Annotated in this window: 17 protein-coding genes and 5 tRNA genes; all 22 read right to left on the minus strand. The window is 33.3% G+C overall.

Going from position 1 to position 25,861, the window contains the following annotated elements; genetic code table 11:
- A partial coding sequence (locus Q1A46_RS04965; RefSeq protein ID WP_373456496.1) for a beta strand repeat-containing protein occupies positions 1-4,913 on the minus strand: 4,913 nt, incomplete at its 3' end.
- Positions 4,914-5,505: 592 nt separating this feature from the next.
- Positions 5,506-7,470 carry an OmpA family protein gene (locus Q1A46_RS04970; protein WP_299674747.1) on the minus strand — a complete coding sequence of 655 codons (1,965 nt, stop codon included), beginning with the start codon at positions 7,468-7,470 and terminating at the stop codon, positions 5,506-5,508.
- A 383-nt stretch (positions 7,471-7,853) separates the two neighbouring features.
- Entirely contained in the window at positions 7,854-8,165 is a 312-nt protein-coding gene (locus tag Q1A46_RS04975) for a DUF3467 domain-containing protein (protein ID WP_299674750.1), read from the minus strand.
- 54 nt (positions 8,166-8,219) lie between these two features.
- Positions 8,220-12,491 (minus strand): DNA-directed RNA polymerase subunit beta', encoded by a 4,272-nt coding sequence (gene rpoC / locus Q1A46_RS04980; RefSeq protein ID WP_299674753.1) that lies wholly within the window; start codon positions 12,489-12,491, stop codon positions 8,220-8,222.
- Positions 12,492-12,588: 97 nt separating this feature from the next.
- Entirely contained in the window at positions 12,589-16,398 is a 3,810-nt protein-coding gene (rpoB, locus tag Q1A46_RS04985) for a DNA-directed RNA polymerase subunit beta (RefSeq protein WP_299674756.1), read from the minus strand.
- A 243-nt stretch (positions 16,399-16,641) separates the two neighbouring features.
- On the minus strand, positions 16,642-17,016 hold the full coding sequence (gene rplL, locus Q1A46_RS04990) for a 50S ribosomal protein L7/L12 (protein WP_299674759.1): 375 nt from the start codon (positions 17,014-17,016) through the stop codon (positions 16,642-16,644).
- A gap of 45 nt (positions 17,017-17,061) precedes the next feature.
- A complete protein-coding gene (rplJ, locus tag Q1A46_RS04995) occupies positions 17,062-17,580 on the minus strand; it encodes a 50S ribosomal protein L10 (RefSeq protein WP_299674762.1) in 519 nt (172 codons plus the stop codon).
- A gap of 20 nt (positions 17,581-17,600) precedes the next feature.
- Positions 17,601-18,293, minus strand: a complete 693-nt coding sequence (gene rplA, locus Q1A46_RS05000) for a 50S ribosomal protein L1 (RefSeq protein WP_299674765.1) — start codon at positions 18,291-18,293, stop codon at positions 17,601-17,603.
- Between the two features lie 17 nt (positions 18,294-18,310).
- Positions 18,311-18,748, minus strand: a complete 438-nt coding sequence (rplK, locus tag Q1A46_RS05005; RefSeq protein WP_299674768.1) for a 50S ribosomal protein L11 — start codon at positions 18,746-18,748, stop codon at positions 18,311-18,313.
- Positions 18,749-18,815: 67 nt separating this feature from the next.
- On the minus strand, positions 18,816-19,364 hold the full coding sequence (gene nusG / locus Q1A46_RS05010; RefSeq protein ID WP_299674771.1) for a transcription termination/antitermination protein NusG: 549 nt from the start codon (positions 19,362-19,364) through the stop codon (positions 18,816-18,818).
- 2 nt (positions 19,365-19,366) lie between these two features.
- Positions 19,367-19,558, minus strand: coding sequence for a preprotein translocase subunit SecE (gene secE, locus Q1A46_RS05015; protein WP_299625778.1), 192 nt, complete (start codon positions 19,556-19,558; stop codon positions 19,367-19,369).
- 15 nt (positions 19,559-19,573) lie between these two features.
- Positions 19,574-19,646, minus strand: a tRNA-Trp gene (locus Q1A46_RS05020).
- A gap of 52 nt (positions 19,647-19,698) precedes the next feature.
- Positions 19,699-20,886, minus strand: coding sequence for an elongation factor Tu (gene tuf, locus Q1A46_RS05025; RefSeq protein ID WP_299674774.1), 1,188 nt, complete (start codon positions 20,884-20,886; stop codon positions 19,699-19,701).
- A gap of 61 nt (positions 20,887-20,947) precedes the next feature.
- A tRNA-Thr gene (locus Q1A46_RS05030) sits at positions 20,948-21,020 on the minus strand.
- A 68-nt stretch (positions 21,021-21,088) separates the two neighbouring features.
- Positions 21,089-21,161: transfer RNA gene (locus Q1A46_RS05035), tRNA-Gly, on the minus strand.
- Positions 21,162-21,183: 22 nt separating this feature from the next.
- Positions 21,184-21,266, minus strand: a tRNA-Tyr gene (locus Q1A46_RS05040).
- A gap of 42 nt (positions 21,267-21,308) precedes the next feature.
- Positions 21,309-21,382: transfer RNA gene (locus tag Q1A46_RS05045), tRNA-Thr, on the minus strand.
- A 98-nt stretch (positions 21,383-21,480) separates the two neighbouring features.
- Positions 21,481-21,789, minus strand: coding sequence for a ribosome hibernation-promoting factor, HPF/YfiA family (gene hpf / locus Q1A46_RS05050; RefSeq protein ID WP_299674777.1), 309 nt, complete (start codon positions 21,787-21,789; stop codon positions 21,481-21,483).
- Positions 21,790-21,794: 5 nt separating this feature from the next.
- Positions 21,795-22,682: a tyrosine-type recombinase/integrase gene (locus Q1A46_RS05055; protein ID WP_299674780.1), complete on the minus strand. Its 888-nt coding sequence runs from the start codon at positions 22,680-22,682 to the stop codon at positions 21,795-21,797.
- 87 nt (positions 22,683-22,769) lie between these two features.
- Entirely contained in the window at positions 22,770-22,967 is a 198-nt protein-coding gene (gene rpsU, locus Q1A46_RS05060) for a 30S ribosomal protein S21 (protein WP_095070384.1), read from the minus strand.
- 140 nt (positions 22,968-23,107) lie between these two features.
- Positions 23,108-24,493 carry an alpha-amylase gene (locus Q1A46_RS05065; protein WP_299674785.1) on the minus strand — a complete coding sequence of 462 codons (1,386 nt, stop codon included), beginning with the start codon at positions 24,491-24,493 and terminating at the stop codon, positions 23,108-23,110.
- 202 nt (positions 24,494-24,695) lie between these two features.
- Complete coding sequence (locus tag Q1A46_RS05070; RefSeq protein ID WP_299674788.1) at positions 24,696-25,853, minus strand: acyl-CoA dehydrogenase family protein; 1,158 nt, start codon at positions 25,851-25,853, stop codon at positions 24,696-24,698.
- Positions 25,854-25,861: the final 8 nt, after the last annotated feature.

Consider the following 25,861-nt stretch of genomic DNA (forward strand, 5'->3'; position numbering starts at 1 on the left):
GTAGTTCCTGCCTGTTTTGCTGGATCTGTATCGCCTACATAATCATCATTGGTTAAAACATTCGTAGTAACTGGTGTACCTGAAGCTACTGTAGCTGTATCATTGGCAACTGTAGTCGTTGTTGGATTTGGATCTGTAGTATCTGGATTTCCATCGCCATCATCATCTAAATCACATGCATTAGTTAATGAATCTCCATCTAAATCTGGTAAAGGAGTTCCTGCTGTTCCTTCTATATAATCTGCAACAGTATTTGTATCTGTATCAGCTGCTGTAGCTGGATATGACGCTGCTATTACTGTACCATTAAGATTTACTGGTGCAGGGTCTGTGGTTCCGTTTCCATATTGACCGCCACCACCGTCAGCATTACTATCATCGTAATATTCATTTGAATCTGAACATCCATCATCATCAGAATCTAAATCATATGGATTTCCTCTATCTGTACCATCTGTATTGGGCACAGTTAAACCTGTTCCTGCTGAAGAAGGTATACCTGTTGAAGTATTAGGAATTCCATCAGCGAAACCATCGTTATTTATATCTGTTCCATTGGCTTCAACCACATCATAAATTCCATCATTATCAGAATCTAAATCGATGCAATCCGCAAGTCCATCTCCATCAAAATCAGGATCAACAGACAATGAAAGGAAAATTGCGCTATCATCTCCAGTATCATTAGAACTAAAACTGAAATTTGTAACTCCAGCTTTAGTTGACTCCCAAGTAAATCTACTACCATTATTTGCGTTAGTAGTAGTTATATTTTGAATTTCATATTTAAGAGGATTACTAATATCATTAAAATCTCCTGTTAATGTCGTTGTAAAATCATACAAAGTTCCATCTAAACTTTCTACTACATCTGTTGCACTTCCTGCTTGAATCACTCCTCCATGTTCTAATCTTGCACGGACTCTAGAAGCTGCTGTACCTGAAATTGTAAATGTAGATGGAGTACCCGAAAAGGTATCACCTACAAATAAATTTGGATTTGTATCTGGCCTATTTAGACCTGTAGCAGAAATTAAAACACTACCAGGTGCTAAACCTAATCTAGCACTTATGTCTACATCAGTTATAGTATTGTTGGTTGTATTATCTAAAATTCCTAAATCTTCGAATGGGCGAATACTAATAAAATTAATCACACATTCGTCTACATCAAGAATACCATCATTATCATCATCTTCATCACAAAAATCTGGTACTCCATCAGAATCTGCATCTGCACTATCATCTCCTCCTGCACATATATCTAAATTATCTAAAACACCATCTCCATCAGCATCTCCAATTGCAACCGTAATCGTTACAATTGCAGTACTACAAACATCATCTCCTGTTGCTCCATCTCCTGTAATATCATTACAAACTTGATATTCTATAGTTACTGTTGTTCCTCCTTCACTTGATAACGGCAAATAGTTTAACTCACCTGTATCTGCGTCGTAAGTTATAGTCCCTCCTGCTGTAGTATTAACACCTACTACCGTGTTAATAGTCGTAATACTTGCAGGATTTATATTATCTGGATCTCCATTTCCATCTGTATTATCTGTAAAATCGTCATTTGCTAAAATTTGAACAGTTTGTAAAACTCCTGCTGTAGCTGAAGTTGAATCATCAACTGCTGTTGGAGTATTTGGATTAGTAGTGTCTGTTGTATCTGGATTTCCATCATTATCATCATCTAAATCACAAGCATTTGCTAGACTATCTCCATCAGTATTTGGTAATGGGGTACCTGCTGTACCTTCTACATAATCTGCTGTACTGTTAGTATCTGTATCTGCTGCTGTAGCTGGATAACTAGCTGCTATAACTGTACCATTTGCATTTGATGGAGCTGGATCGGTTGTTCCGTTTCCATACTGACCTCCTCCTCCATCTGCATTAGTATCATTATAATATTCATTTGAATCTGAACAACCATCGTTATCTGAATCTAAATCATAAGGATTTCCTCCATCTGTGTCTCCGTCTGTGTTTGGAACTGTTAAACCTGTACTAGCTGAAGAAGGAATACCTGTTGAAGTATTTGGCACACCATCTGCAATACCATCATTATTTACATCTGCTCCATCTGCTTCAACTACATCATAAATTCCATCATTATCAGAATCTAAATCTAATGAGTTTGGTACCGTATCACCATCAAAATCTTGTGAGAAACAATAAGAGAACTCATAGAACTGCATTGTAACATTACCACCACTTCCATTAGCTTTACCTGCAACTATAACTAATGTATCTATTGGATCTAAAGAACTTATTGAAACTGAGTTATTAGGTGCGTTAGAACCTGTAGCTGAACTTATTACAGATTGAGGACTATTTGCTCGAATAAAGCTTGTTCCTAAATTTATATCTGAAACTGTTAAAGCTACATTTGATCCTGATAAAGATGCTGAAAAGTCTGCTCTATCTTGAAAATCTAAACCACCCCATTTAAAATCAGAGATTTGAATTGGTTCATCGAATGTAAATGTATACACTGCTACACTAATTGATCCTGCATCTGCAGGATAAGAAGTTCCTACTGGGAAGTTTGTATTATTCGGTTGAACATTTACATAATCTCCGGTTATCCCTCCATTTGAAGTACTACTAACACCACCAGCCCAAGTAGCTCCATTAATTACCTCGAAACTAAAAGTTCCAGTTACACCTGCATGATTGTAAACATTATTAACTGTTCCAGAAGCAGAAGAACCTGAAGTAGTTCCTGTGCTTGCTTGTGTAAATGTTTGTCCTAAAGCTACCAATCCAGAAGTAGGACAATCAAACTCATCTGTATCTAAAATTCCATCATTATCATCGTCTTGATCACATCCATCAGGAACACCATCGGAATCTGCATCTAAAGCATCATCTCCTCCTGGACAAATATCTGAACCATCAACTACTCCATCACCATCTGAATCACCAAAAGCAATATTTATTGTTACTATTGCTGTATCACAAACATCATCTGTTGTTGTTCCTGGACTATCTCCATTTACATCGTTACAGACTTGGTATTCAATAGTTACAACAGTACCACCCTCGCTTAATAATGGTGTATAATTTAACTCTCCCGTGCCAGCATCATAAGATATTAAACCTGCTGCTGTAGTATTAATTCCTACTACTGTACTTAAAGTAGTAACACTTATAGGATTTATATTATCCGGATCTGAATTTCCATTAGTATTATCCGTAAAATCATCATTTGCTAAAATTGAAATAGTTTCTAAAATACCTGCTGTGGCCGACGCACTATCATTTACTGCTGTAGGTGTGGAAGGATTAGAATCTGTTGTATCTGGATTTCCATCACCATCTGTATCTGGATTAACTACACACCCTGTACTAACAGTGTCATCTGTTACATTACTATTTGTTCCTACGGTATAATCAACCCCAACAAATGTTACTAAACCTGTAGCACTATCAACATTAGTTTGTGGCTCACCTGTTCCAAATGAACCTCCATCACCTCCATCTGCATTGGAATCATTGTAAGCTTCATTTGCATCAGAACATCCATCGTCATCACTATCTGTATCTTGAAAATCAAATAAAGTATCTGGAGTTGGTTCTGAATTTGCTAAAGTATAGTTAATTGTACCACTGTCTTCTTGCCCTGCTGCTTGTACAGCATCAGGAATACCATCTGCTCCTACTGCCCCTAAAATTACACCGTTAGTATGCGCTATTCCATGACCAGCTTCTAAAACATCATATATTCCATCATTATCGGTATCTAAATCTACACAATTGTCTACTCCATCTCCATCACTATCTAAACCAGCAGATTCGATAGTTACAGAACCTTGCGGAAAAAAATTCCAAAGCATGGCTACTGCCGAACCAATATTTCTACTATCAAACAAATATAAAGATACTGTCGTTTGAGGAGTATTAAAGTCAAATTGAGCAGAATGTCCATTTGGATCACCTGTCATATTAAGTAACACATTAGATGGCGTAGTATCTAAAGCTGCTAAGGAATTAAAATTACCTATGAAATTTATATCATTACCACCATCTTTATCATTAACAATAAAACTACCTACATCATCTGCTGCTGCATCGTCAAAACTCACAATCGCCCCCCCAGGATTACCACTTAGAGGATCAGTATCTATTGTCCAAACTCCATCTTCACTCCAAGCATAGGAATCCCTAACATCTGTATTATTAGCAGGAGCTGTTAAACTATTAATATCATTTATAAACAATCTAGGAATATTAAAACTAGTTGCTGAGTTTGAAGTAGTCCAAATTAACTCTACATATTCATTATCTAATATAGGATCATTATTAGATATTAGACCTGTAGTTGTATTAAAAGTTACAGGATCACCAGAGCTTACAGTAGCTGCTCCTTGATAAATATCTATAGAATAATTTCCTGTAATATCAGAAATACGAAGACCTTCTGAACCATCTGGAATTGTTCCTCCTCCTGATACAAATGCAGTTGCTGGTATTGCACTAACATTTGTAAAGGAAATTGTTGTAGGTGCTGGACAACCTTCATCTGTATCAAGAATACCATCGTTATCATCATCTAAATCTGATAAATTTAAAATACCATCATTATCACAATCCGTTGGATTAGCACATTGAGAATTAACATTTATAGTTACAGTTAATGAAAGTATTAAAACTCCTAAGTATTTTAATTTATTTCCAAAAAGCAAAGAACCAATGTATTCTTTCTTTTTAGTTCTATTAAATGTGTAAGAAATACTGTGTAAAACTTTAGCAAAACCGTTAGATTTACTGTAATTTTTTCTAAATTGCGAAGCTGTAAGTTTTCGTGAAAATTCTAATATTTCTACAGATAATTTTGCTTTTATTTTTTTAAGAAATATATCATATAATCTTAAAAAAATAACCTGAAGACATTTTAACATAATGATCAGTGTATTAATTGATTGTTATATTCATGCCCTACTCTTGTTTCCGCTCGCCAAAGTGTAACAATTGTGGGGTTTTTTATTTTACGATATTAACTACTAACCTTATAATCTAAATCATTAGACTATAGGAAAAAGTTGTTTACAAAAAAATTAAATAGTAATTGGTGTTTGGTTTGTGTATCTTTTTCTACAATAAAAACTTACATAATTTATAATTACAAAAAAAGTTGACTGAGGTTTGTTTTTTAAAAGTATTTTTTTGCATAGAATCGGGGGTTACGATTTGTAATAAAATTTATACTAAAATAACTATTTGAAGTTTCTTTAACAAATTTTAACATATTAAAATTCAGTAAAACTTCAAAGAACATTCATCTATAGCCAAAGCATAAGATGATAGATATCAAATTAATATAATTATTTTTAGGGGAGCAAGTTTGTTAACGTCTTTTACTGTTTAAGCTTTAAGACATTACTAATATAATATTTTTTTTAACATACGTTAACTTTTTTTTAGAAAAATTAAAAAAATTAACATTGAAGATAAATAATAAAGGCATATAAAATTTACATGCCTTTATTTGAATTATTGATTTGTAGTAATATTTTTATCTCCTTTAATTATGTAAAAATAAGACCTTCTATTTCGTTGATGCTGTTCTTCTGTACATTTTCTCTGATTAGCATCGTTACAATCATTTAACAATTGATCTTCTCCATAACCTATAGCACTTTGGATTCTATTTGAAGCTATTCCTCGAGATATTAAATAATCTCTTGTAGATTTAGCTCGATTTGTAGATAAAGTTCTATTGTAAGCTTTAGTTCCTCTACTATCTGTATGGGATTCAATTTTAATTACCATATCTGGATGATTATTCATCACTGTAACTATATGCTCTAATTCATACTCTGCATCTTCTCTAATGTTGTATAAATCAAAATCAAAATAAATAGGATTAATTACAATTTGAGCATCTTCTTTAGGTGTTTCTACAATTAATGACTCTAATGTTAAATCTGCTTGAATTGCTTTTTTATCTATATCTTCTGTTGAAGTGTCTTTTTTATCGTTTCTGTAATCTTCTTTAGATGCAGTTACCGTATAATTATTTTCACACGCAATATCTTTAAATGTATATCTACCGTCGTTACTTGTTACTTGCTGACTAATAGGTTCACCTTTCTCATCTATTAAACGAACTGTGGCTCCTTCAATAGGTGTACCAGTTCTTGAGTCTGTAACAACTCCTGTAATTTCCTCTTTACATCTATAAATTACAAAACTGTAAATATCATCATCTCCTTTTCCTCCTTTTCTATTTGAAGAAAAATATCCGTAAGACTTATCTTCACTAATCACAAAACTAAAATCATCTAAAGGACTATTAACTGGTGTACCTAGATTAACTGGTGTTGTAAATTTTTCGTTAGAATCAATTTTAGATTCAAAAATATCTAGAGCGCCAATACCTAAATGACCATCTGATGAAAAATACATTGTATTTTCCTTATCTACATAAGGAAACATTTCTCTTCCTTCTGTATTTATTGTTCTTCCAAGATTTAGTGGAGTACCGTATGTATTATCTTCTCTAATTTCTACAGAATAAATATCTGTAGCTCCAATTCCGCCAGGCATATCTGATACAAAATATAGTGTTTTTCCATCTGCACTTAAAGCTGGATGACCACAAGAGTATAAATCGCTATTGAAAGGTAATTCTGTAAAATTTTTCCATTTATCATTTACTTTTTCTGCTTTGTAAATTTTTAAATGCGTGATCTTTTGCTTGTCACCTCTTAATTTATCACCATCATAATTGTCTCTTGTAAAATAGACAGTATTCCCATCTTCAGTAAGTATAGTATTTGACTCATGGTAACGAGTACTTATTTCATCGAACTTTTTTACTTCTCCTAACTCTAAACCTTCTGCTATATCACTAAACTGTTCTTCTGCTGTATAAACATTTAAAAAAGGTTGATTATTCCATTTATATCTTTTCTTATCGTATTTAGATCCATTAGGTTTAGTTGAAGCAAAGTATAATTTACTTCCGTAGATAAAACCTCCAAAATCTGAGTACTCTGTGTTAATTGATAAATTTTTTACATTTACAAAAGTTTTCTTTCTATTAGAATACTCTACAAAATAATTACGATTATTAACTAATTCTATAGCTCTAGAATCATTAGCGTTCATTTCTTTTAATTTCTCTAACCAAATATCTGATTCCTTAACCTTCCCATTACTTTTTAAAGTTTGAGCATATCTAAATAGGTATTCTGGAGATACTTCATTAGCATACTTATCCATTAAAAGTTTATACCACTTTTCTGCTTCTACAGATTCTGTATTATAGTAATGTGAATCTCCTAGTCTACTTATAACTAATAATGATTCATCACCTTTATCGTATAAAACTTTATATAACTCAGCAGATTTCTTGTAAGCAAATTCATTGTAATAGCGATCTGCTGCGTATCTACGTTGCGAATAACCAATTGCAGTGACTAATAATAAATAAATTAAAATAATTTTCTTCATTAATACTTTAGTTTAAATTTTAAAAGTTTGTCGACTTTTAAAGTTACTATCTATTCTTCCTTTAAAAAAGCTTATGACTGTGATCTGCATGTTTTCTCAGTTTAATTAAGAAAAGCATATGGCAAATAGCTCTTTTACATCTTAAATTAGAATTAGTTAAAAATTTACATTTTTAATCTTCTCTTTTTGGGGGAAGAACATTAAAAATAAAGTAGTATTAGTTTTGGTTTTAGAAGGTATTGCCTTAAGTGTTGCCTTAATTCAATATCATCTTATGCGGCAAATATAATTTTTTTACATAAAATGAAAAAATAATATAAACTTTTAAGTTAAAGTTTTGTGAAATAAAAAGATCGAGAAAATTCTCGATCTTTTTTAATTTGTTATGCTTCACCTGTTGTTCCTCCAAAGTTCATTGGAATCGGTGGTTGTTCATACTCTTTAATTTCACCATGAACTTGTTCGAATTTTCTAACATTATCTGCTAAAGCTTTAGTTAAGCGTTTAGCATGTTGAGGAGTTAAAATAATTCTTGACTTTACTTTAGCCTTAGGTACTCCAGGCATTATGTTTATAAAGTCTACAATGAATTCTGAAACTGAATGATTGATAATGGCTAAATTACTATAAGTTCCTTCAGCAACATCTTGATCTAATTCAATGTTAATTTGTGGGTCTTTATTTTTATCTTCCATATGTGTTTTAAATCAAAAAAGACCTCTTATAGTAAGAGGCCTTTAAGTTTGTTATTATAAACTTTGTTGGATTTCATCTTTTGGTCCAACTATTACTTGCTCATAATGTCTAAGACCTGTACCTGCTGGTATACGTTTACCTACAATTACATTCTCTTTTAATCCTTCAAGTGTATCAATCTTACCATTAACAGCTGCTTCATTTAACACTTTCGTTGTTTCCTGGAACGATGCTGCCGAGATAAATGACTTCGTTTGTAACGAAGCTCTAGTAATTCCTTGTAATACTTGTTCTGCTGTTGCAGGCTGAGCATCTCTTGCAATTACTAATTCTTTATCTGCTCTACGTAAGATAGAATTCTCATCTCTTAGTTCACGTGCTGTAATTAATTGACCTTCTCTTAAATTCTCAGAGTCTCCTGCATTCTCAATTACTTTCATTCCGTAAATTTTATCATTTTCTTCGATAAAATCGTTCTTGTGAGCTAATTGATTCTCTAAGAACAATGTATCTCCAGAATCAATAATCTTAACTTTACGCATCATTTGACGTACTACAACTTCAAAGTGCTTATCGTTAATTTTCACCCCTTGTAAACGGTATACATCTTGTATTTCATTTACTAAGTATTCTTGAACTGCTGAAGGTCCTTTAATTCTTAAGATATCAGCCGGTGTAGTAGCACCATCAGATAATGGCATACCTGCTTTAATAAAGTCATTTTCTTGAACTAAAATTTGGTTCGATAACTTTACTAAATACTTCTTAATATCTCCAGTTTTAGACTCTACAATAATCTCACGATTACCACGCTTGATTTTTCCGAAAGATACAACTCCGTCAATTTCAGCAACTACAGCTGGGTTTGATGGATTACGTGCTTCAAATAATTCTGTTACACGTGGTAAACCTCCTGTAATATCCCCTGCTTTACCAGACTTACGTGGAATTTTAACTAAAGTTTTACCTTCTTCTACATCATCTCCATTCTCTACAATTAAATGAGCTCCTACAGGTAAACTATACGAACGTAAAGCATTACCATCAGCATCTTCAATAATTAAAGAAGGAATGATCTTTTTATTCTTAGAATCTGTAATTACTTTCTCTTGGAATCCTGTTTGTTCATCAACTTCTACAGAGTAGTTAATACCTTGCTCTAAATTGTCAAACTTAACTTTACCTCCAAATTCTGAAACAATAACTCCATTAAATGGATCCCATTGACATACTGCATCTCCTTTTTTGATCGTCTTTCTTTCTTTTTCAAAAATGATAGACCCGTAAGGAATATTATTAGTACTTAAAGTAATTCCAGTTTTCTTATCTATAATTTTAATTTCAGCTGTACGAGAAATAACAATTTCTACAGGGTCTCCATTACTATCCTTCCCATTAACTGTACGTAAATCTTCAATTTTTACGTTACCGTCGAATTTAGAAATTAATTTATTTTCTTCTGAAATGTTTCCTGCTACCCCTCCAACGTGGAATGTACGTAGTGTTAACTGTGTACCTGGCTCTCCAATTGACTGTGCAGCAATTACACCAACAGCTTCTCCTCTTTGTACTTTCTTAGCCGTAGATAAACTCTTACCGTAACACTGAGCACAAATTCCTCTCTTAGACTCACAAGTTAAAGGAGAACGTACTTCTACTCTATCGATACCTGTAGCTTGAATTGCTTTAGCTAAAGGTTCAGTAATAAGTTGACCAGCATTTACTAAAATATCATCTGAATTAGGTTTATAAACATCATGTAAAGATACTCTACCTTCAATTCTATCCGCTAAAGACTCAACGATTTCATCGTTTTTCTTTAATGGCATAATCTCTAATCCACGTAATGTACCACAATCTTCTTCATTTACAATTACATCTTGAGATACATCTACTAAACGACGCGTTAAATATCCAGCATCGGCAGTTTTTAATGCGGTATCGGCTAATCCTTTACGAGCACCGTGCGTAGAGATAAAGTATTCTAAAATTGAAAGACCTTCTTTAAAGTTAGAAAGAATTGGGTTTTCAATAATCTCTCCACCACCAGCAGTCGATTTTTTAGGCTTTGCCATTAATCCACGCATACCTGTTAACTGACGAATCTGCTCTTTAGAACCACGGGCTCCAGAATCTAACATCATAAATACAGAGTTAAATCCTTGTTGATCTTCACGTAAACGTTTCATCGATAATTCTGTTAATCGGTTGTTTGTAGAACCCCAAACATCAATTACCTGATTATAACGTTCTTTTTGAGTTAACATACCCATGTTATAGTTCATTACAATTCCATCCACCTCTTTATTAGCTTCAGCAATCATAGTGTGCTTTTCTTCTGGAATAATGATATCTCCTAATGAGAAAGATAAACCACCTTGGAAGGCAAATTTATATCCCATGTTTTTGATTTCATCTAAGAATTTACCAACAGCAGGAATATCTGTAACTTTTAATATATCACCAATAATTCCTCTTAAAGATTTCTTAGTTAAAACCTGGTTTACATAACCAGCAGCTTCTGGTACAACTTCGTTAAATAAAACTCTACCTACTGTAGTTTCTATAATTTTAGTTACTACTTGACCATCTTCAACATCTTGAGTTCTTACTTTAATACCAGCATTTAAGTCTACTCTCTTTTCATTGTAAGCAATAGTAACTTCTTCTGGAGAATAGAATGTTAAACCTTCTCCTTTGATTACTAACTCTGGAGTAGATTTACGCTCTTTAGTCATGTAATATAACCCTAATACCATATCCTGAGATGGTACAGTAATTGGAGCACCATTTGCAGGGTTTAAGATATTGTGAGAAGCTAACATTAATAACTGAGCTTCTAAGATAGCTTCTGGTCCTAAAGGTAAGTGAACCGCCATTTGATCCCCATCGAAATCGGCGTTAAATGCCGTACATACTAATGGGTGTAAACGGATTGCTTTACCTTCTATTAATTTTGGTTGGAATGCTTGAATACCTAAACGGTGTAACGTAGGAGCACGGTTTAATAAAACTGGATGACCTTTAATTACATTTTCAAGAATATCCCAAACAACTGGTTCTTTTCTATCTATAATTTTCTTTGCAGATTTAACCGTCTTAACAATACCTCTTTCGATTAACTTACGAATTACGAAAGGCTTGTATAATTCAGCTGCCATATCTTTTGGCAATCCACATTCGTATAATTTTAATTCTGGTCCAACAACAATTACAGAACGCGCAGAGTAATCAACACGCTTTCCTAATAAGTTCTGACGGAAACGTCCTTGTTTACCCTTTAACGAATCAGATAATGACTTTAATGGTCTGTTTGATTCTGTCTTAACTGCTGATGATTTACGTGTATTATCAAATAATGAATCTACAGATTCTTGTAACATACGTTTCTCATTTCTTAAGATTACTTCAGGAGCTTTAATCTCCATTAATCTCTTTAAACGATTGTTACGGATAATTACACGACGATATAAATCATTTAAATCTGAAGTAGCGAAACGACCTCCATCTAATGGTACTAATGGACGTAACTCTGGTGGAATTACAGGAACAACTTTCATGATCATCCACTCTGGCTTATTCTCTCTATTCTTTTGAGAATCTCTAAAAGCCTCTACTACATTTAACCTCTTTAAAGCTTCATTTTTACGCTGTTTAGAAGTCTCAGTATTCGCCTTGTGTCTTAATTGGTAAGATAACTCATCTAAATCGATACGAGCTAATAACTCAATTAAACACTCAGCTCCCATTTTAGCTATAAACTTATTAGGATCTGTATCTTCTAAATATTGATTATCTTGTGGTAAAGAATCAGCTATATCTAAATATTCTTCTTCTGTTAAGAAGTCTAATTTCTGTAATGGTTCACCTTCGGCATTTTTAGCAATACCTGGTTGAATTACTACATAACGCTCATAATAGATGATCATATCTAACTTTTTAGATGGTAAACCTAATAAGTATCCCATTTTGTTAGGTAATGATCTAAAGTACCAAATATGAGCAACTGGTACTACCAAATTGATGTGACCTACTCTATCTCTACGAACTTTTTTCTCAGTTACTTCAACTCCACATCGATCACAAACGATTCCTTTGTATCGGATTCTTTTGTATTTACCACAAGCACATTCATAATCTTTAACAGGACCAAAAATTCTTTCACAGAAAAGTCCATCTCTTTCTGGTTTGTGCGTACGGTAATTTATTGTTTCTGGTTTTAAAACCTCTCCTTTAGATGCTTCTAAAATAGATTCAGGAGATGCTAAACCAATTGAAATTTTGTTAAATTTCTTAACAGTGTATTTTTCGTTCTTTCTTGCCATAATAGTTTGCAAAATGCTTTAAGCTATAATGCTTAAATTATAAATTATATAAACACTGAAACCAAGATTGCTAAAAAGCAATCTTGATTATCTTTTTTTACTCTTCTAATTTAACGTCTAATCCTAAACCTTTAAGTTCGTGCATTAATACGTTAAATGATTCTGGTAATCCAGGTTCTGGCATAGCTTCACCTTTAACTATACTTTCGTAAGCTTTAGCTCTACCTAATACATCATCCGATTTTACAGTTAAGATCTCACGTAAGATACTAGAAGCTCCATATGCTTCAAGAGCCCATACCTCCATTTCTCCAAAACGCTGACCTCCAAATTGAGCTTTACCTCCTAATGGCTGTTGCGTAATTAAAGAGTATGGTCCGATAGAACGTGCGTGCATCTTATCTTCAATCATGTGTCCTAACTTAATCATATAAATTACCCCAACTGTTGCTGGCTGATCGAAACGTTGTCCTGTACCTCCATCATATAAATATGTATGACCAAATCTAGGAATTCCTGCCTCGTCTGTTAATTTATTGATTTCATCTAAAGAAGCACCATCGAAAATTGGAGTTGCATATTTCTGACCTAATTTTTGACCTGCCCATCCAAGAACAGTTTCATAAATCTGACCAATATTCATACGAGAAGGTACCCCTAATGGATTTAAAACAATATCTACTGGTGTTCCATCTTCTAAGAAAGGCATATCCTCTTGACGTACAATACGAGCAACAATACCTTTGTTACCGTGACGTCCTGCCATCTTATCTCCAACTTTTAATTTACGCTTTTTAGCAATATAAATCTTAGCTAACTTTAAAATACCTGCTGGTAATTCATCTCCTACAGAAATTGTAAACTTCTCACGACGTAAAACTCCTTGTAAGTCGTTAACTTTAATTTTATAGTTATGAATTAACTCTACAACAAGAGCATTTAACTCTTTATCTGTAGTCCAAACACCACTTAAGTGAGTAAAATCATCTACTGAGTTTAACATCTTTTGAGTGAATTTCTTACCTTTTGGTAAAACTTCTTCACCTAAATCGTTAAATATACCTTGAGATGTTTTTCCACTAATTAGGTGGAATAATTTTTCAATTAACTGATCTTTTAAATCCTCGAACTTAGATACAAAAGAAGCTTCTAAAGTAGCTACTGCTTCTTTATCTCTTGCTCTTTTGTTTTTATCTTTTACAGCTCTCTTAAATAATTTCTTATTAATTACAACACCTTTTAATGATGGAGAAGCTTTTAAAGAAGCATCTTTTACATCTCCTGCTTTATCACCAAAAATTGCTCTTAATAATTTTTCTTCTGGAGTTGGATCACTTTCTCCTTTAGGAGTAATTTTACCAATTAAAATATCTCCAGGCTTCACTTCAGCTCCTATACGGATCATTCCATTTTCATCAAGATCTTTAGTAGCCTCTTCTGAAACGTTTGGAATATCGTTTGTTAATTCTTCTGCTCCTAATTTTGTATCACGAACATCTAAAGAATATTCATCAATATGGATAGAAGTAAATATATCTTCACGAACTACTTTTTCAGAAATTACAATCGCATCCTCAAAGTTATATCCTTTCCAAGGCATGAAGGCAACCTTCATATTTCTACCTAAAGCTAACTCTCCTTGTTGCGTTGCATAACCTTCACAAAGAACTTGTCCCTTTTCAACTCTATCACCTTTTCTTACAATAGGTTTTAAGTTAATATTAGTTCCTTGGTTAGTTTTTCTGAACTTAATTAAGTCATATGATTTATCATCTGAATCAAAACTTACTAAACGCTCTTCGTCAGTTCTATCATACTTAATAGTAACTGTATTTGCATCAACATACTCTACTACTCCATCTCCTTCTGCGTTTATTAAGATTCTAGAATCTTTAGCTACTCTTCTTTCTAATCCAGTTCCTACGATTGGTGCATCAGGTCTTAATAAAGGCACAGCCTGACGCATCATGTTAGATCCCATTAATGCACGGTTTGCATCATCATGCTCTAAGAAAGGAATTAATGAAGCTGATATAGAAGCTATTTGGTTAGGAGCAACGTCCATATAATTTACTACTTCTGGAGTAACTACAGGGAAATCTCCTTCCTCTCTTGCAATTACTTTATCTCTATCAATAGAACCGTCATCAGTAACTTCAATATTAGATTGAGCGAACTTCATTCCTTCTTCTTCTTCAGCACTCAAATAAATAGGTCCTTCGTCTAATACCTTACCTTCATTTACCTTTTTATATGGTGTTTCGATGAATCCCATTGGGTTTACTTTAGCATAAACCGCTAAAGATGAAATAAGACCAATGTTTGGACCTTCTGGTGTTTCAATTGGACATAAACGACCGTAGTGAGTATAGTGAACATCACGAACCTCGAAACCTGCTCTCTCCCTAGATAAACCTCCAGGTCCTAATGCAGATAAACGACGTTTATGTGTAATCTCAGCAAGAGGATTCGTCTGATCCATAAACTGAGATAACTGATTTGTTCCAAAGAAAGAATTAATCACAGAAGATAATGTCTTTGCATTAATTAAATCAATTGGAGTAAACACCTCATTGTCACGAACATTCATTCTTTCACGAATTGTACGAGCCATACGAGCTAAACCTACACCGAACTGACCTGCTAATTGCTCACCTACTGTACGTACACGACGGTTAGATAAGTGATCAATATCATCTACTTCTGCCTTCGAATTAATTAATTCAATTAAGTATTTAACGATAGTGATGATATCGTTCTTCGTTAATACTTTTTGATCAATATCTTCATTTAATTGAAGCTTAGTGTTCATTCTAAAACGACCAACTTCTCCTAAATTATATCTTTGCTCTGAAAAGAATAATTTATCTATAATACCTCTTGCTGTTTCCTCATCTGGTGGTTCAGCATTACGTAATTGACGATAAATATGTTCTACTGCCTCTTTTTCAGAGTTTGTAGGATCTTTTTGTAATGTATTATGAATAATAGCATAATCTGCCATATCATTATCTTCTTTGTGTAATAATATGGTTTTTGCACCTGCTTCAATTATTTCATCTACATGTTCTTTTTCTAAAATAGTATCACGGTCGAAAATGATTTCATTACGCTCAATCGAAACTACCTCTCCTGTATCTTCATCTACGAAATCTTCGTGCCAAGTTTTTAATACCCTAGCTGCTAATTTTCTACCTAATACTTTTTTTAATCCAGCTTTAGAAACTTTTATTTCTTCAGCTAAATCAAAAATTTCAAGAATATCTTTATCTCTTTCGTAACCAATTGCTCGGAATAATGTTGTTACAGGTAATTTTTTCTTTCTATCGATATAAGCATACATCACCTGATTAATATCCGTAGCAAATTCAATCCAAGAACCTTTAAAAGGAATTACCCTTGCTGAATATAATTTTGTTCCATTTGCATGGAAAGACTGACCAAAGAAAACTCCAGGAGATCTGTGTAATTGAGATACTACAACTCTCTCTGCTCCATTTATGATGAATGTTCCTGATCCACTCATGTAAGGTATCGTACCTAAATACACATCTTGAACAATGGTTTCGAAATCTTCATGTTCAGGGTCTGTACAATATAACTTTAACCTTGCTTTAAGAGGTACACTATATGTTAAACCTCTTTCAATACACTCTTGTATACTGTATCTTGGTGGATCAACAAAGTAATCTAAAAATTCTAAAACGAATTGATTTCTTGTATCTGTAATTGGGAAGTTATCCATGAAGGTTTTATATAAACCTTCTTCTCCTCTTTCTTCAGCTTTTGTTTGTAATTGGAAAAAATCTTGGAAAGATTTAATTTGAATATCCAAAAAATCTGGATAATCTGCTCCAATGCGTGAAGATGCGAAGTTGATTCTTTCAGTAGTTTTTATCGTTGCCAAAAGAGAAACTATTTTTGAATTAAAAATATCTTGTTAAACTAATAAAGTTTTTTTCTAACACTCTACAACTAAATTTAAAAATTAATAATTTGATAATCAATAATTAAAAGTTGTAAAAAAACACAAACGATTTGAATGTGATTTTAAGAACAAATATATACACAAAATGGTTTAGGCCTAGAACAAATAGTTCTAGAACCTAAACCTGTATTTTGTTATCCCACTTTATTGTGGGGAGTAAGCTTACTTTAACTCTACTTCAGCTCCTGCTTCTTCTAAAGACTTCTTAAGACCTTCAGCCTCATCTTTAGATACTCCTTCTTTTACTGGAGCTGGTGCGCTATCAACGATTCCTTTAGCTTCTTTTAATCCTAAACCAGTTAATTCCTTAACTAATTTTACTACTGCTAATTTAGAACCTCCTGCTGCTTTTAAGATTACGTCGAACTCAGTTTTCTCTTCAGCTGCATCTCCACCTCCTGCTGGTCCAGCTGCTACTGCTACTGCCGCTGCTGCAGGCTCGATACCATACTCATCTTTTAAGATATCTGCTAATTCATTAACTTCTTTTACTGTTAAGTTAACTAATTGTTCTGCGAATTCTTTTAAATCTGCCATTTTAATTGTTTTAATTTTTTATTATTAGTTTATTAGTGCGCTTAATTATTTATCTGATAAAGTTTTTAAGATACCAGATAACTTACTACCTCCTGATTGTAATGCTGAAACAACATTCTTAGCAGGCGATTGTAATAATGTGATAATATCACCGATAAGTTCTTCTCTAGATTTGATATTTACAAGAGCGTCTAACTGATCGTCTCCAATGTAAACAGCTTCTTCTACAAAAGCTCCTTTTAATAAAGGTCTATCTTTAGATTTCTTTCTAAACTCCTTGATAACTTTTGCAGGCGCATTTGCTGCTTCTGCAATCATCATTGAAGTATTACCTTTTAAAACTTCTGGTAATTCTCCAAAATCTTTATCTGAAGCTTCCATTGCTTTTTCTAGCAATGTATTTTTTACAACAGCCAATGTAACGTTAGCTTTAAAACAAGCTCTACGTAAGTTAGATGTAGTTGTAGCATCTAATCCAGAAATATCTGCTAAATAGATTGTACTTGTATCTGCTAATTGCGCTGTTAAATCTTGTATTACTTGTGATTTTTCCTCTCTAGTCATGATATATAGATTTTAACTGCCTATGAAACAGATTTCACATCTACAGGAACACTAGGACTCATAGTTGAAGACATAAAAATACTCTTAATATAAGTTCCTTTTGCTGCTGTTGGCTTTAATTTTAAAAGTGTTTGAACTAACTCGTTAGCATTTTCGGCAATTTTATCTGCATCGAAAGATGCTTTACCGATTGCAGCGTGAACAATACCAGTTTTATCAACTTTAAAGTCAATTTTACCAGCTTTTACTTCAGTAACTGCTTTTGCAACATCCATAGTAACTGTACCAGTCTTTGGGTTTGGCATTAAACCTCTTGGTCCTAAAATACGACCTAAGGGACCTAATTTACCCATTACGCTAGGCATAGTAATAATAACATCTACGTCTGTCCAACCTCCTTTAATCTTTTGAAGGTATTCGTCTAATCCAACATAATCAGCACCTGCTGCTTGAGCTTCGGCTTCTTTATCTGGAGTAACTAATGCTAAAACTTTTACATCTTTACCAGTTCCGTGAGGTAATGTTACAACTCCACGTACCATTTGATTAGCTTTACGAGGATCTACTCCTAAACGTATTGCTAAATCAACAGATGCATCAAACTTTACGTTTGTAATATCTTTGATTAATGCTGATGCCTCCTTTAAGTCATAAACCTTAGAGTTGTCAATCTTAGCACGAGCTTCTTTTTGCTTTTTTGTTAATCTTGCCATTTTAATTCTCTTTTAGTTTAAGCAGGTGCATCACCTGTTACTGTTAATCCCATAGAGCGAGCAGTTCCTGCGATCATTCTCATTGCTGATTCGATTTCGAAAGCATTTAAATCTGCCATCTTATCCTCAGCAATTGTTCTAACTTGATCCCAAGTAACACTTGCTACTTTCTTTCTATTTGGTTCTCCAGAACCTTTCTTAATTTTGGCCGCTTCTAGTAATTGTACTGCAGCTGGTGGAGTTTTAACAACAAATTCGAATGATTTATCAGTATATACTGTAATCACTACTGGTAATACTTTACCTTGTTTGTCCTGTGTACGAGCATTGAACTGTTTACAGAACTCCATGATGTTAACTCCGGCAGCACCTAAAGCGGGTCCAACTGGTGGCGATGGGTTCGCAGCACCTCCCCTTACTTGTAGTTTAACTAATTTACTTACTTCTTTTGCCATTGTTTAAGTTTTAACGATGCATTAATTATGGAAGCTAATACATCTAAATAAAATATATATGTAACTGTTATATTTTCTCTACTTGCATGTAGCTTAATTCTAATGGAGTTTTTCTTCCGAAAATCTTAACCATTACTTCAAGCTTACGTTTTTCCTCGTTTACATTTTCAACTATTCCGTCAAATCCATTAAATGGACCATCTACAACTTTCACAGTTTCTCCGACAGTATAAGGAATAGCTACATTTTCTTCATTAACAGATAACTCGTCTACTTTACCAAGCATTCTATTAACTTCTGATTTACGCATAGGAACTGGATCACCTCCTTTAGTTTCACCTAAAAAACCTATTACACCTGTAACAGATTTTATTACGTGAGGAACCTCACCAGCTAAGTTAGCTTCAACCATTATGTATCCAGGAAAATAAACTCTTTCTCTATTTATTTTCTTACCATTTCTAATTTGAACAACTTTCTCTGTAGGAACGATAACTTGATTAACATAGTCAGATAATCCATGTCTAGCTATCTCTGTTTCGATGTAAGACTTGACTTTATTCTCCTGCCCACCTATCGCTCTCACGACATACCATTTCATTACTGAATCAGCCATCCTTAAAATAAATTAAAAAATTTATCTAAACTTGATTGAAAAACTTTATCAATAAACGCTACAGCTAAAGCAAAAACAATTGTGAAAACTGCAACTACTACTGTAGATTTCTGTGCTTCTTCACGAGAAATCCAAGTCATGTTAGTACTTAATTCTTCAAAAGAATCTTTAATATATTGTATAAAGTTGTTCATCACTTATAAAATTTGCACGGGTTGAGAGGCTCGAACTCCCGACACCTGGTTTTGGAGACCAGTGCTCTACCAACTGAGCTAAACCCGTATTATAAAGACGTCCCGGCTGGGACGCCTCTAGTCTTATTACTAATTAATTATTAGTCTAAAATTTCAGTTACCTGACCAGCACCTACTGTTCTACCACCTTCACGGATAGCAAACTGTAAACCGATGTTTAATGCAATTGGTTGGATTAAATCAACTGTAATAGTTAAGTTATCACCTGGCATTACCATTTCTACACCATCAGGTAAACCAATGTTACCAGTTACATCTGTAGTACGTACGTAGAACTGTGGACGGTAGTTATTATGGAAAGGAGTGTGACGACCACCTTCTTCTTTCTTTAAGATATAAACCTCAGCTTTAAACTTAGCGTGTGGAGTTACAGAACCTGGCTTAACGATTACCATTCCTCTTTTGATATCAGTCTTATCAATACCTCTTAATAAGATACCTGCATTATCACCAGCCTCACCTCTATCTAAAATCTGACGGAACATTTCGATTCCTGTAACAGTAGAAGTTAACTTTTCAGTTCCCATTCCTATAATCTCTACAGGATCTCCAGAATTGATGATACCAGTTTCGATACGACCAGTAGCAACAGTACCACGACCTGTAATAGAGAATACATCTTCAATCGGCATTAAGAAATCCTTCTCAGTATCTCTTGGTGGCTCCTCAATCCAAGTATCAACAGCTTCCATTAAAGATAATACTGTATCAACCCATTTTTGCTCTCCATTTAAAGCTCCTAAAGCAGAACCTTGGATCACAGGACTATTATCTCCATCATACTCATAGAAAGATAATAATTCTCTAACTTCCATTTCAACTAACTCTAATAACTCCTCATCATCAACCATATCAACTTTGTTTAAGAAAACAACGATACGTGGAATACCTACCTGACGACCTAATAAGATGTGCTCACGAGTTTGAGGCATTGGACCATCTGTAGCAGCAACTACTAAGATAGCACCATCCATTTGTGCAGCACCAGTTACCATGTTCTTTACATAATCGGCGTGACCTGGACAGTCAACGTGTGCATAGTGACGGTTTGCAGTAGCATACTCTACGTGAGAAGAGTTAATTGTAATACCTCTTTCTTTCTCTTCTGGAGCGTTATCGATTTGATCAAATGCTCTCTGCTCAGAAAATCCTGCGTCAGCTAATACTTTAGTGATAGCAGCAGTTAATGTAGTTTTACCGTGATCTACGTGACCGATTGTACCTACGTTTAAGTGCGGTTTCGAACGATCGTAAGTTCCTTTTGCCATGATTATTAATTTTAATTCTTAGTTAAATATATTTAGTGTTATCGTAAACTCTATTTTATTGAGCCAATGACGGGACTTGAACCCGTGACCTCATCCCTACCAAGGATGCGCTCTACCAGCTGAGCTACACCGGCGTCACATTTATAATTATTACTTTGATTTATTACTCAATTTCAAAAACCAAAAATTATAAATGATTTTGAGCGGGAGACCGGGTTCGAACCGGCGACATTCAGCTTGGAAGGCTGACGCTCTACCAACTGAGCTACTCCCGCAATAATACTAATTAAGATTTTGTGGGGAGAGCAGGATTCGAACCTGCGAAGTCGAAAGACAACGGAGTTACAGTCCGTCCCATTTGGCCGCTCTGGAATCTCCCCTTTAAATCTTATCAATATTTTAATGAACTTTTGTTTTTTTTGAGCCGATAGAGGGACTCGAACCCACGACCTGCTGATTACAAATCAGCTGCTCTAGCCAGCTGAGCTATATCGGCTTTTTGTTTAAAAAAACAATCCGTTATTTCTAACGGACTGCAAATTTAAAAAGTAATTTTGAATTTATAAAACTTTTTGCATTTTTTTTATAAACTTTTTATAGTACCAAAGATACTCTTTTTTTTTCTTTTGACTTTCTTAACTGTCTTTTTAATGATTCAACCCCAAGACTGACACCCTCTTCAAAGGTTTTATTCATTTTTTTTACGATTAATTCGTTGCCTGGAATATTTATTTTAATCTCTGTAAATTTATTTTCTTTATCACTAGTTTTTTGAACTTTCAAGAAAACTTCCGCATCAACTATCTTATCGTGGAACTTTTCTAAACCTCCCACTTTCTTCTGAATGAAATTAACTAAATCTCCATCTACTTTAAAATTTACGGATTGCGTGAATACCTTCATAATCTTCAGTCTTTTTTTTTGCTCCTAGGATGAGCTTTGTTAAACACTTGTTTTAATTGTTCCAAGTTATTATGAGTATAAACTTGGGTTGAGGCTAAACTAGAATGTCCTAGTAATTCTTTAACCGAATTCAAATCCGCACCTTGATTGAGTAATTGTGTAGCAAAAGTGTGCCTAAGGATGTGCGGACTTTTTTTAGTCTTTGTCGAGACCTTACTAAAGTAGCGATTTATTACTCGATAAACAAGTGTTTCATAAATTTTATTTCCTTTCTCAGTAACAAATAAGTACTCATTATTTATATTCATTTCAGCTCTAGCAATTATATATTTTCTTATCGTTTGAATTACTGTAGCTAACAAAGGAACTATTCTTTCTTTGTTTCTTTTTCCTAAAATTTTAATCGTACCAGAACTAAAGTTAACATCTGATACTTTAATATTAATTAATTCTATTCTCCTCATACCTGTTGAATAAAATAATTCTACTATCAACTTATTTCTTAGAGAAACAAAATCTTCATCTTTTAATTCTTCAAAAACATTCTGCATTTCTTTTATTGAAAAGGGAACTTCATTCTTCTTCTGTACTTTTAATGATTTATGTTTAGAAAGAGGGTTGGCTGTGATTACATCTATTTTTTGAAGGAACTTATAAAATGTTTTTAAACTACTAACTTTTCTATTTATAGTTTTATTTGAAACACCTCGATCTACTAAAGAAACAATCCAACTTCTTATTTGATTATAATGAATAGATTCTAAATCAATTTGATCAAATTCTACTTCACAAAAATCTTTAAATGCTGTTAAATCTGTTTTATATGCTAAAACAGTATGAGGTGAATATTTTTTTTCAAGAGACAAATAATCTAAAAAAGAATCAATAAACATAAACCAACTTCAATTTTGAATAATATTAATAAAAAAATAAGCCCACACAAAATGTATGGGCTTAAATTCTTATTGTAAAAAATTGGTTTAACCAATTTCTTCTTGTGTTCTTAATCTTTGGATGTAAGAAGCTTTAATCTTTTGAGCTCTTTTAGCAACAGATGGTTTTGTATACTGTTTACGAGCACGTAAGTTTCTCATTGTTTTCGTACGATCGAATTTACGCTTATAACGTTTTAAAGCTCTATCGATATTCTCACCTTCTTTAACTGGAATAATTAACATGTTTTTGCACCTCCTCTCATACGTATCTTTTATATTTTTATATTCAAAATCAACAACTTAACTGATTTCAAAAATTATATTCTTATTTTTTCGGACTGCAAAGATACATATTAAATTATATATTCCAATTAATCAACCGTTTATTTTGGAGACCAAACAGTATAACTTTTAGGTGGTGCTTGGATCTTAACCCATTTGCCTCCTTGAGTTACTGGCTGCCAGCTTGAATTACCTGTGTAATCTTTTATTCTTGTATTAGACCAATTTGTTTCTATCCATCGTTCTTTCCAAGAATTAGAGTTATTTATGTAAACAACTAAACCTGCATTATTATATCCATTTCTTCTTGCTACGTATTCATCATTATCTACATAAAGAATTGATGTACTACCTCCAGCTAGATTATTATGAATCCATATTAAGTTATTTAATTTAGTTTTACTTAACCACTCTTCATAATCTCTATAAAAAATAGTAGGATAACCTTCATGTGTTAAAATGTAAGCATAAGCTAAAAGTTTACCATTAAATATTTCATCTGTATCATGATTAGCTACAAACGTAACTGCTTTACTAGAATTTCTTTTCCAAAGCATATCATCATTCAATCTATTTAAATTATTTCCTTGAAATGCGTCTCTCATTCTATAATAACAAGCAAAATCGAAAGCAGAAACTTGAGCTTCACCAGACCACCAATCTAAAGTTCCGGCATTACCATCCCAATATTCACCTACAGAAAAACCACCTACTGCATTTTTCCATTCTCTTACTACCCAAGGCTCAAAACCTTTTACATAATCGAATCTCCAACCATCAAATCCCATAACGTTCTTATAATATTTAGCTACACTATTAGATCTTTTCCATAACCAATCTTGAACATAAGGCTGACAATGACTCAAATCTGGAAAACCTCCAAACACTCCTGAATCACTATTACAATTAGCATTTGGATGAAAATCACTGTTACTTCTAAAAAACTTTCCTGACTTTGGATTAAAATCAGTGTAATAAGGTGTACCTGTATATGGATTATCTTCTAACTCTCCTCCACTATTATGATTGATTACAATATCAGCAATTACACTTAATTTTGCATTATGTGCTTCACTAATTAAACTTTGAAGTTCTGACTTTGAACCGAAGCGTGTTTCCACACTCCCCATTTGATCGTATTCTCCAAAATCATAATAATCAAATGGATCATATCCCATAGAAAAAGCTCCGTTTTGGGCTTTAGACACAGGAGGTAACCAGATAGCATCGATTCCGGCATCGCTCCAACTTTGAACTTTACTTTCTACTTTTTCCCACCAAGTACCGCCAGCAGGAACATCCCAATAAAAAGCTTGCATCATAACTCCTGTTCCAATTTGTTTTAAACCTTGCCTTGCAACTAAAGAGTTTTCGTTTTCATTTAATTTTGAAGTTTCACCTTCAATTGATGTTACTCCAACTTCGTTATTGGAGCAAGAGTAATTGATAAATAATATAATTATCAAAAATTTAAAAAGGGTTTTCATTTTGAATAGGTTTATTTGTTTTTTTCAAGTTATTTAATGAAAACCAAACTACGAAATCGGTGTAGATGCGAAATCGATTTCGTGTTAATAAATTGAACAATTAATAATAGATAGGCGCTAAAAAAACAATTTTATCGAAAATTAATCATAAAAAAAGAGGATGTGTAAACATCCTCTTCTATATATATTAAAGTCAACAAAATTATGTTGCTGGCTTATATTCTTTCTTGTCAATAATCATTTTTGCAATAATTTCTTTTAAGATTTCAGAAGTTCCACCTCCAATAGGTCCTAACCTACTATCTCTAAACATTCTTGCTAAAGGATAATCTTCCATATAACCATAACCACCTAACAGTTGTAGCGCATCATAAATTACTTCATCTGCAATTTTTGTAGATAATAATTTACTCATACTCGCTTCTTTTACTACATAAGTACCGTCATTTAATCTTTTAGTAATAGAGTAATTATATTCTTTACACATATCAACTTTAGATGCCATTTCTGCAACTTTATGTCTTAATGCCTGAAATTCATTAATTTTTTTACCAAAAGCTTCACGTTCATTCATATACTCTAATGCATATTCTAAAGCATAATCTGCTCTTGCATGAGCATTAACTCCCATAATTAATCGTTCTAACGCAAAATGCTGCATGATGTAAGGAAAACCTTTTCCTTCTTCACCCATTAAGTTTTCTTTAGGAATAACTACATTATCGAAAGCTATTTCACCAGTGTCTGATGCTCTCCATCCTAATTTATTTAATTTCGTAGATGAAACCCCTTTTGTATCTCTATCTACAAGGAAAATGCTCATTCCTTTATATTTGTCATCAGGATTAGTTTTGGCAGCAACTATTAGATAATCTGAATAAACTCCATTCGTGATAAATGTTTTAGAACCATTTAAAACATAATTATCACCATCTTTCACTGCGCTAGTTCTCATACCTGCAACATCACTTCCTCCAAAAGGTTCTGTGATACATAAACAACCTATTTTTTTTCCTTCTATACTTGGAGTTAAATATTCTGTTTTTATTCTATGATCACCTTCTTTTTTAAGATGTGTCATTGCTAAATAAGCATGAGCCCACATAGCAGCTGCGAAACCACCAGAATTAATTCTTTGTAATTCTTCTAAAAATATAATTGTATAAAATAAATCAAGATCTAATCCGCCATACTCTTCAGGTTGATACAAACCGAAATATCCCATCTCACCAAATTTTTCCCAAATAAAGCGATCTATAGTACCGGTTTCCTCCCATTTTTCTATATGAGGAACTACTTCTTTCTGTAAAAAGTCTCTGAAACTTTTACGAAATGATTCATGTTCTTCAGTAAAATACATACTGTAAA

It is taken from the genome of uncultured Tenacibaculum sp. (assembly GCF_947502995.1).
Classification (GTDB): Bacteria; Bacteroidota; Bacteroidia; order Flavobacteriales; family Flavobacteriaceae; genus Polaribacter.

Bases quoted from the DNA above. Each gene is read 5' to 3' on its own strand.
- Q1A46_RS04970 (WP_299674747.1), bottom strand. From the start codon at position 7,470: ATGAAGAAAATTATTTTAATTTATTTATTATTAGTCACTGCAATTGGT.
- Q1A46_RS04975 (WP_299674750.1), bottom strand. From the start codon at position 8,165: ATGGAAGATAAAAATAAAGACCCACAAATTAACATTGAATTAGATCAA.
- rpoC (WP_299674753.1), bottom strand. From the start codon at position 12,491: ATGGCAAGAAAGAACGAAAAATACACTGTTAAGAAATTTAACAAAATT.
- rplL (WP_299674759.1), bottom strand. From the start codon at position 17,016: ATGGCAGATTTAAAAGAATTCGCAGAACAATTAGTTAACTTAACAGTA.
- rplJ (WP_299674762.1), bottom strand. From the start codon at position 17,580: ATGACTAGAGAGGAAAAATCACAAGTAATACAAGATTTAACAGCGCAA.
- rplA (WP_299674765.1), bottom strand. From the start codon at position 18,293: ATGGCAAGATTAACAAAAAAGCAAAAAGAAGCTCGTGCTAAGATTGAC.
- rplK (WP_299674768.1), bottom strand. From the start codon at position 18,748: ATGGCAAAAGAAGTAAGTAAATTAGTTAAACTACAAGTAAGGGGAGGT.
- nusG (WP_299674771.1), bottom strand. From the start codon at position 19,364: ATGGCTGATTCAGTAATGAAATGGTATGTCGTGAGAGCGATAGGTGGG.
- secE (WP_299625778.1), bottom strand. From the start codon at position 19,558: ATGAACAACTTTATACAATATATTAAAGATTCTTTTGAAGAATTAAGT.
- tuf (WP_299674774.1), bottom strand. From the start codon at position 20,886: ATGGCAAAAGGAACTTACGATCGTTCGAAACCGCACTTAAACGTAGGT.
- hpf (WP_299674777.1), bottom strand. From the start codon at position 21,789: ATGAAGGTATTCACGCAATCCGTAAATTTTAAAGTAGATGGAGATTTA.
- Q1A46_RS05055 (WP_299674780.1), bottom strand. From the start codon at position 22,682: ATGTTTATTGATTCTTTTTTAGATTATTTGTCTCTTGAAAAAAAATAT.
- rpsU (WP_095070384.1), bottom strand. From the start codon at position 22,967: ATGTTAATTATTCCAGTTAAAGAAGGTGAGAATATCGATAGAGCTTTA.
- Q1A46_RS05065 (WP_299674785.1), bottom strand. From the start codon at position 24,493: ATGAAAACCCTTTTTAAATTTTTGATAATTATATTATTTATCAATTAC.
- Q1A46_RS05070 (WP_299674788.1), bottom strand. From the start codon at position 25,853: ATGTATTTTACTGAAGAACATGAATCATTTCGTAAAAGTTTCAGAGAC.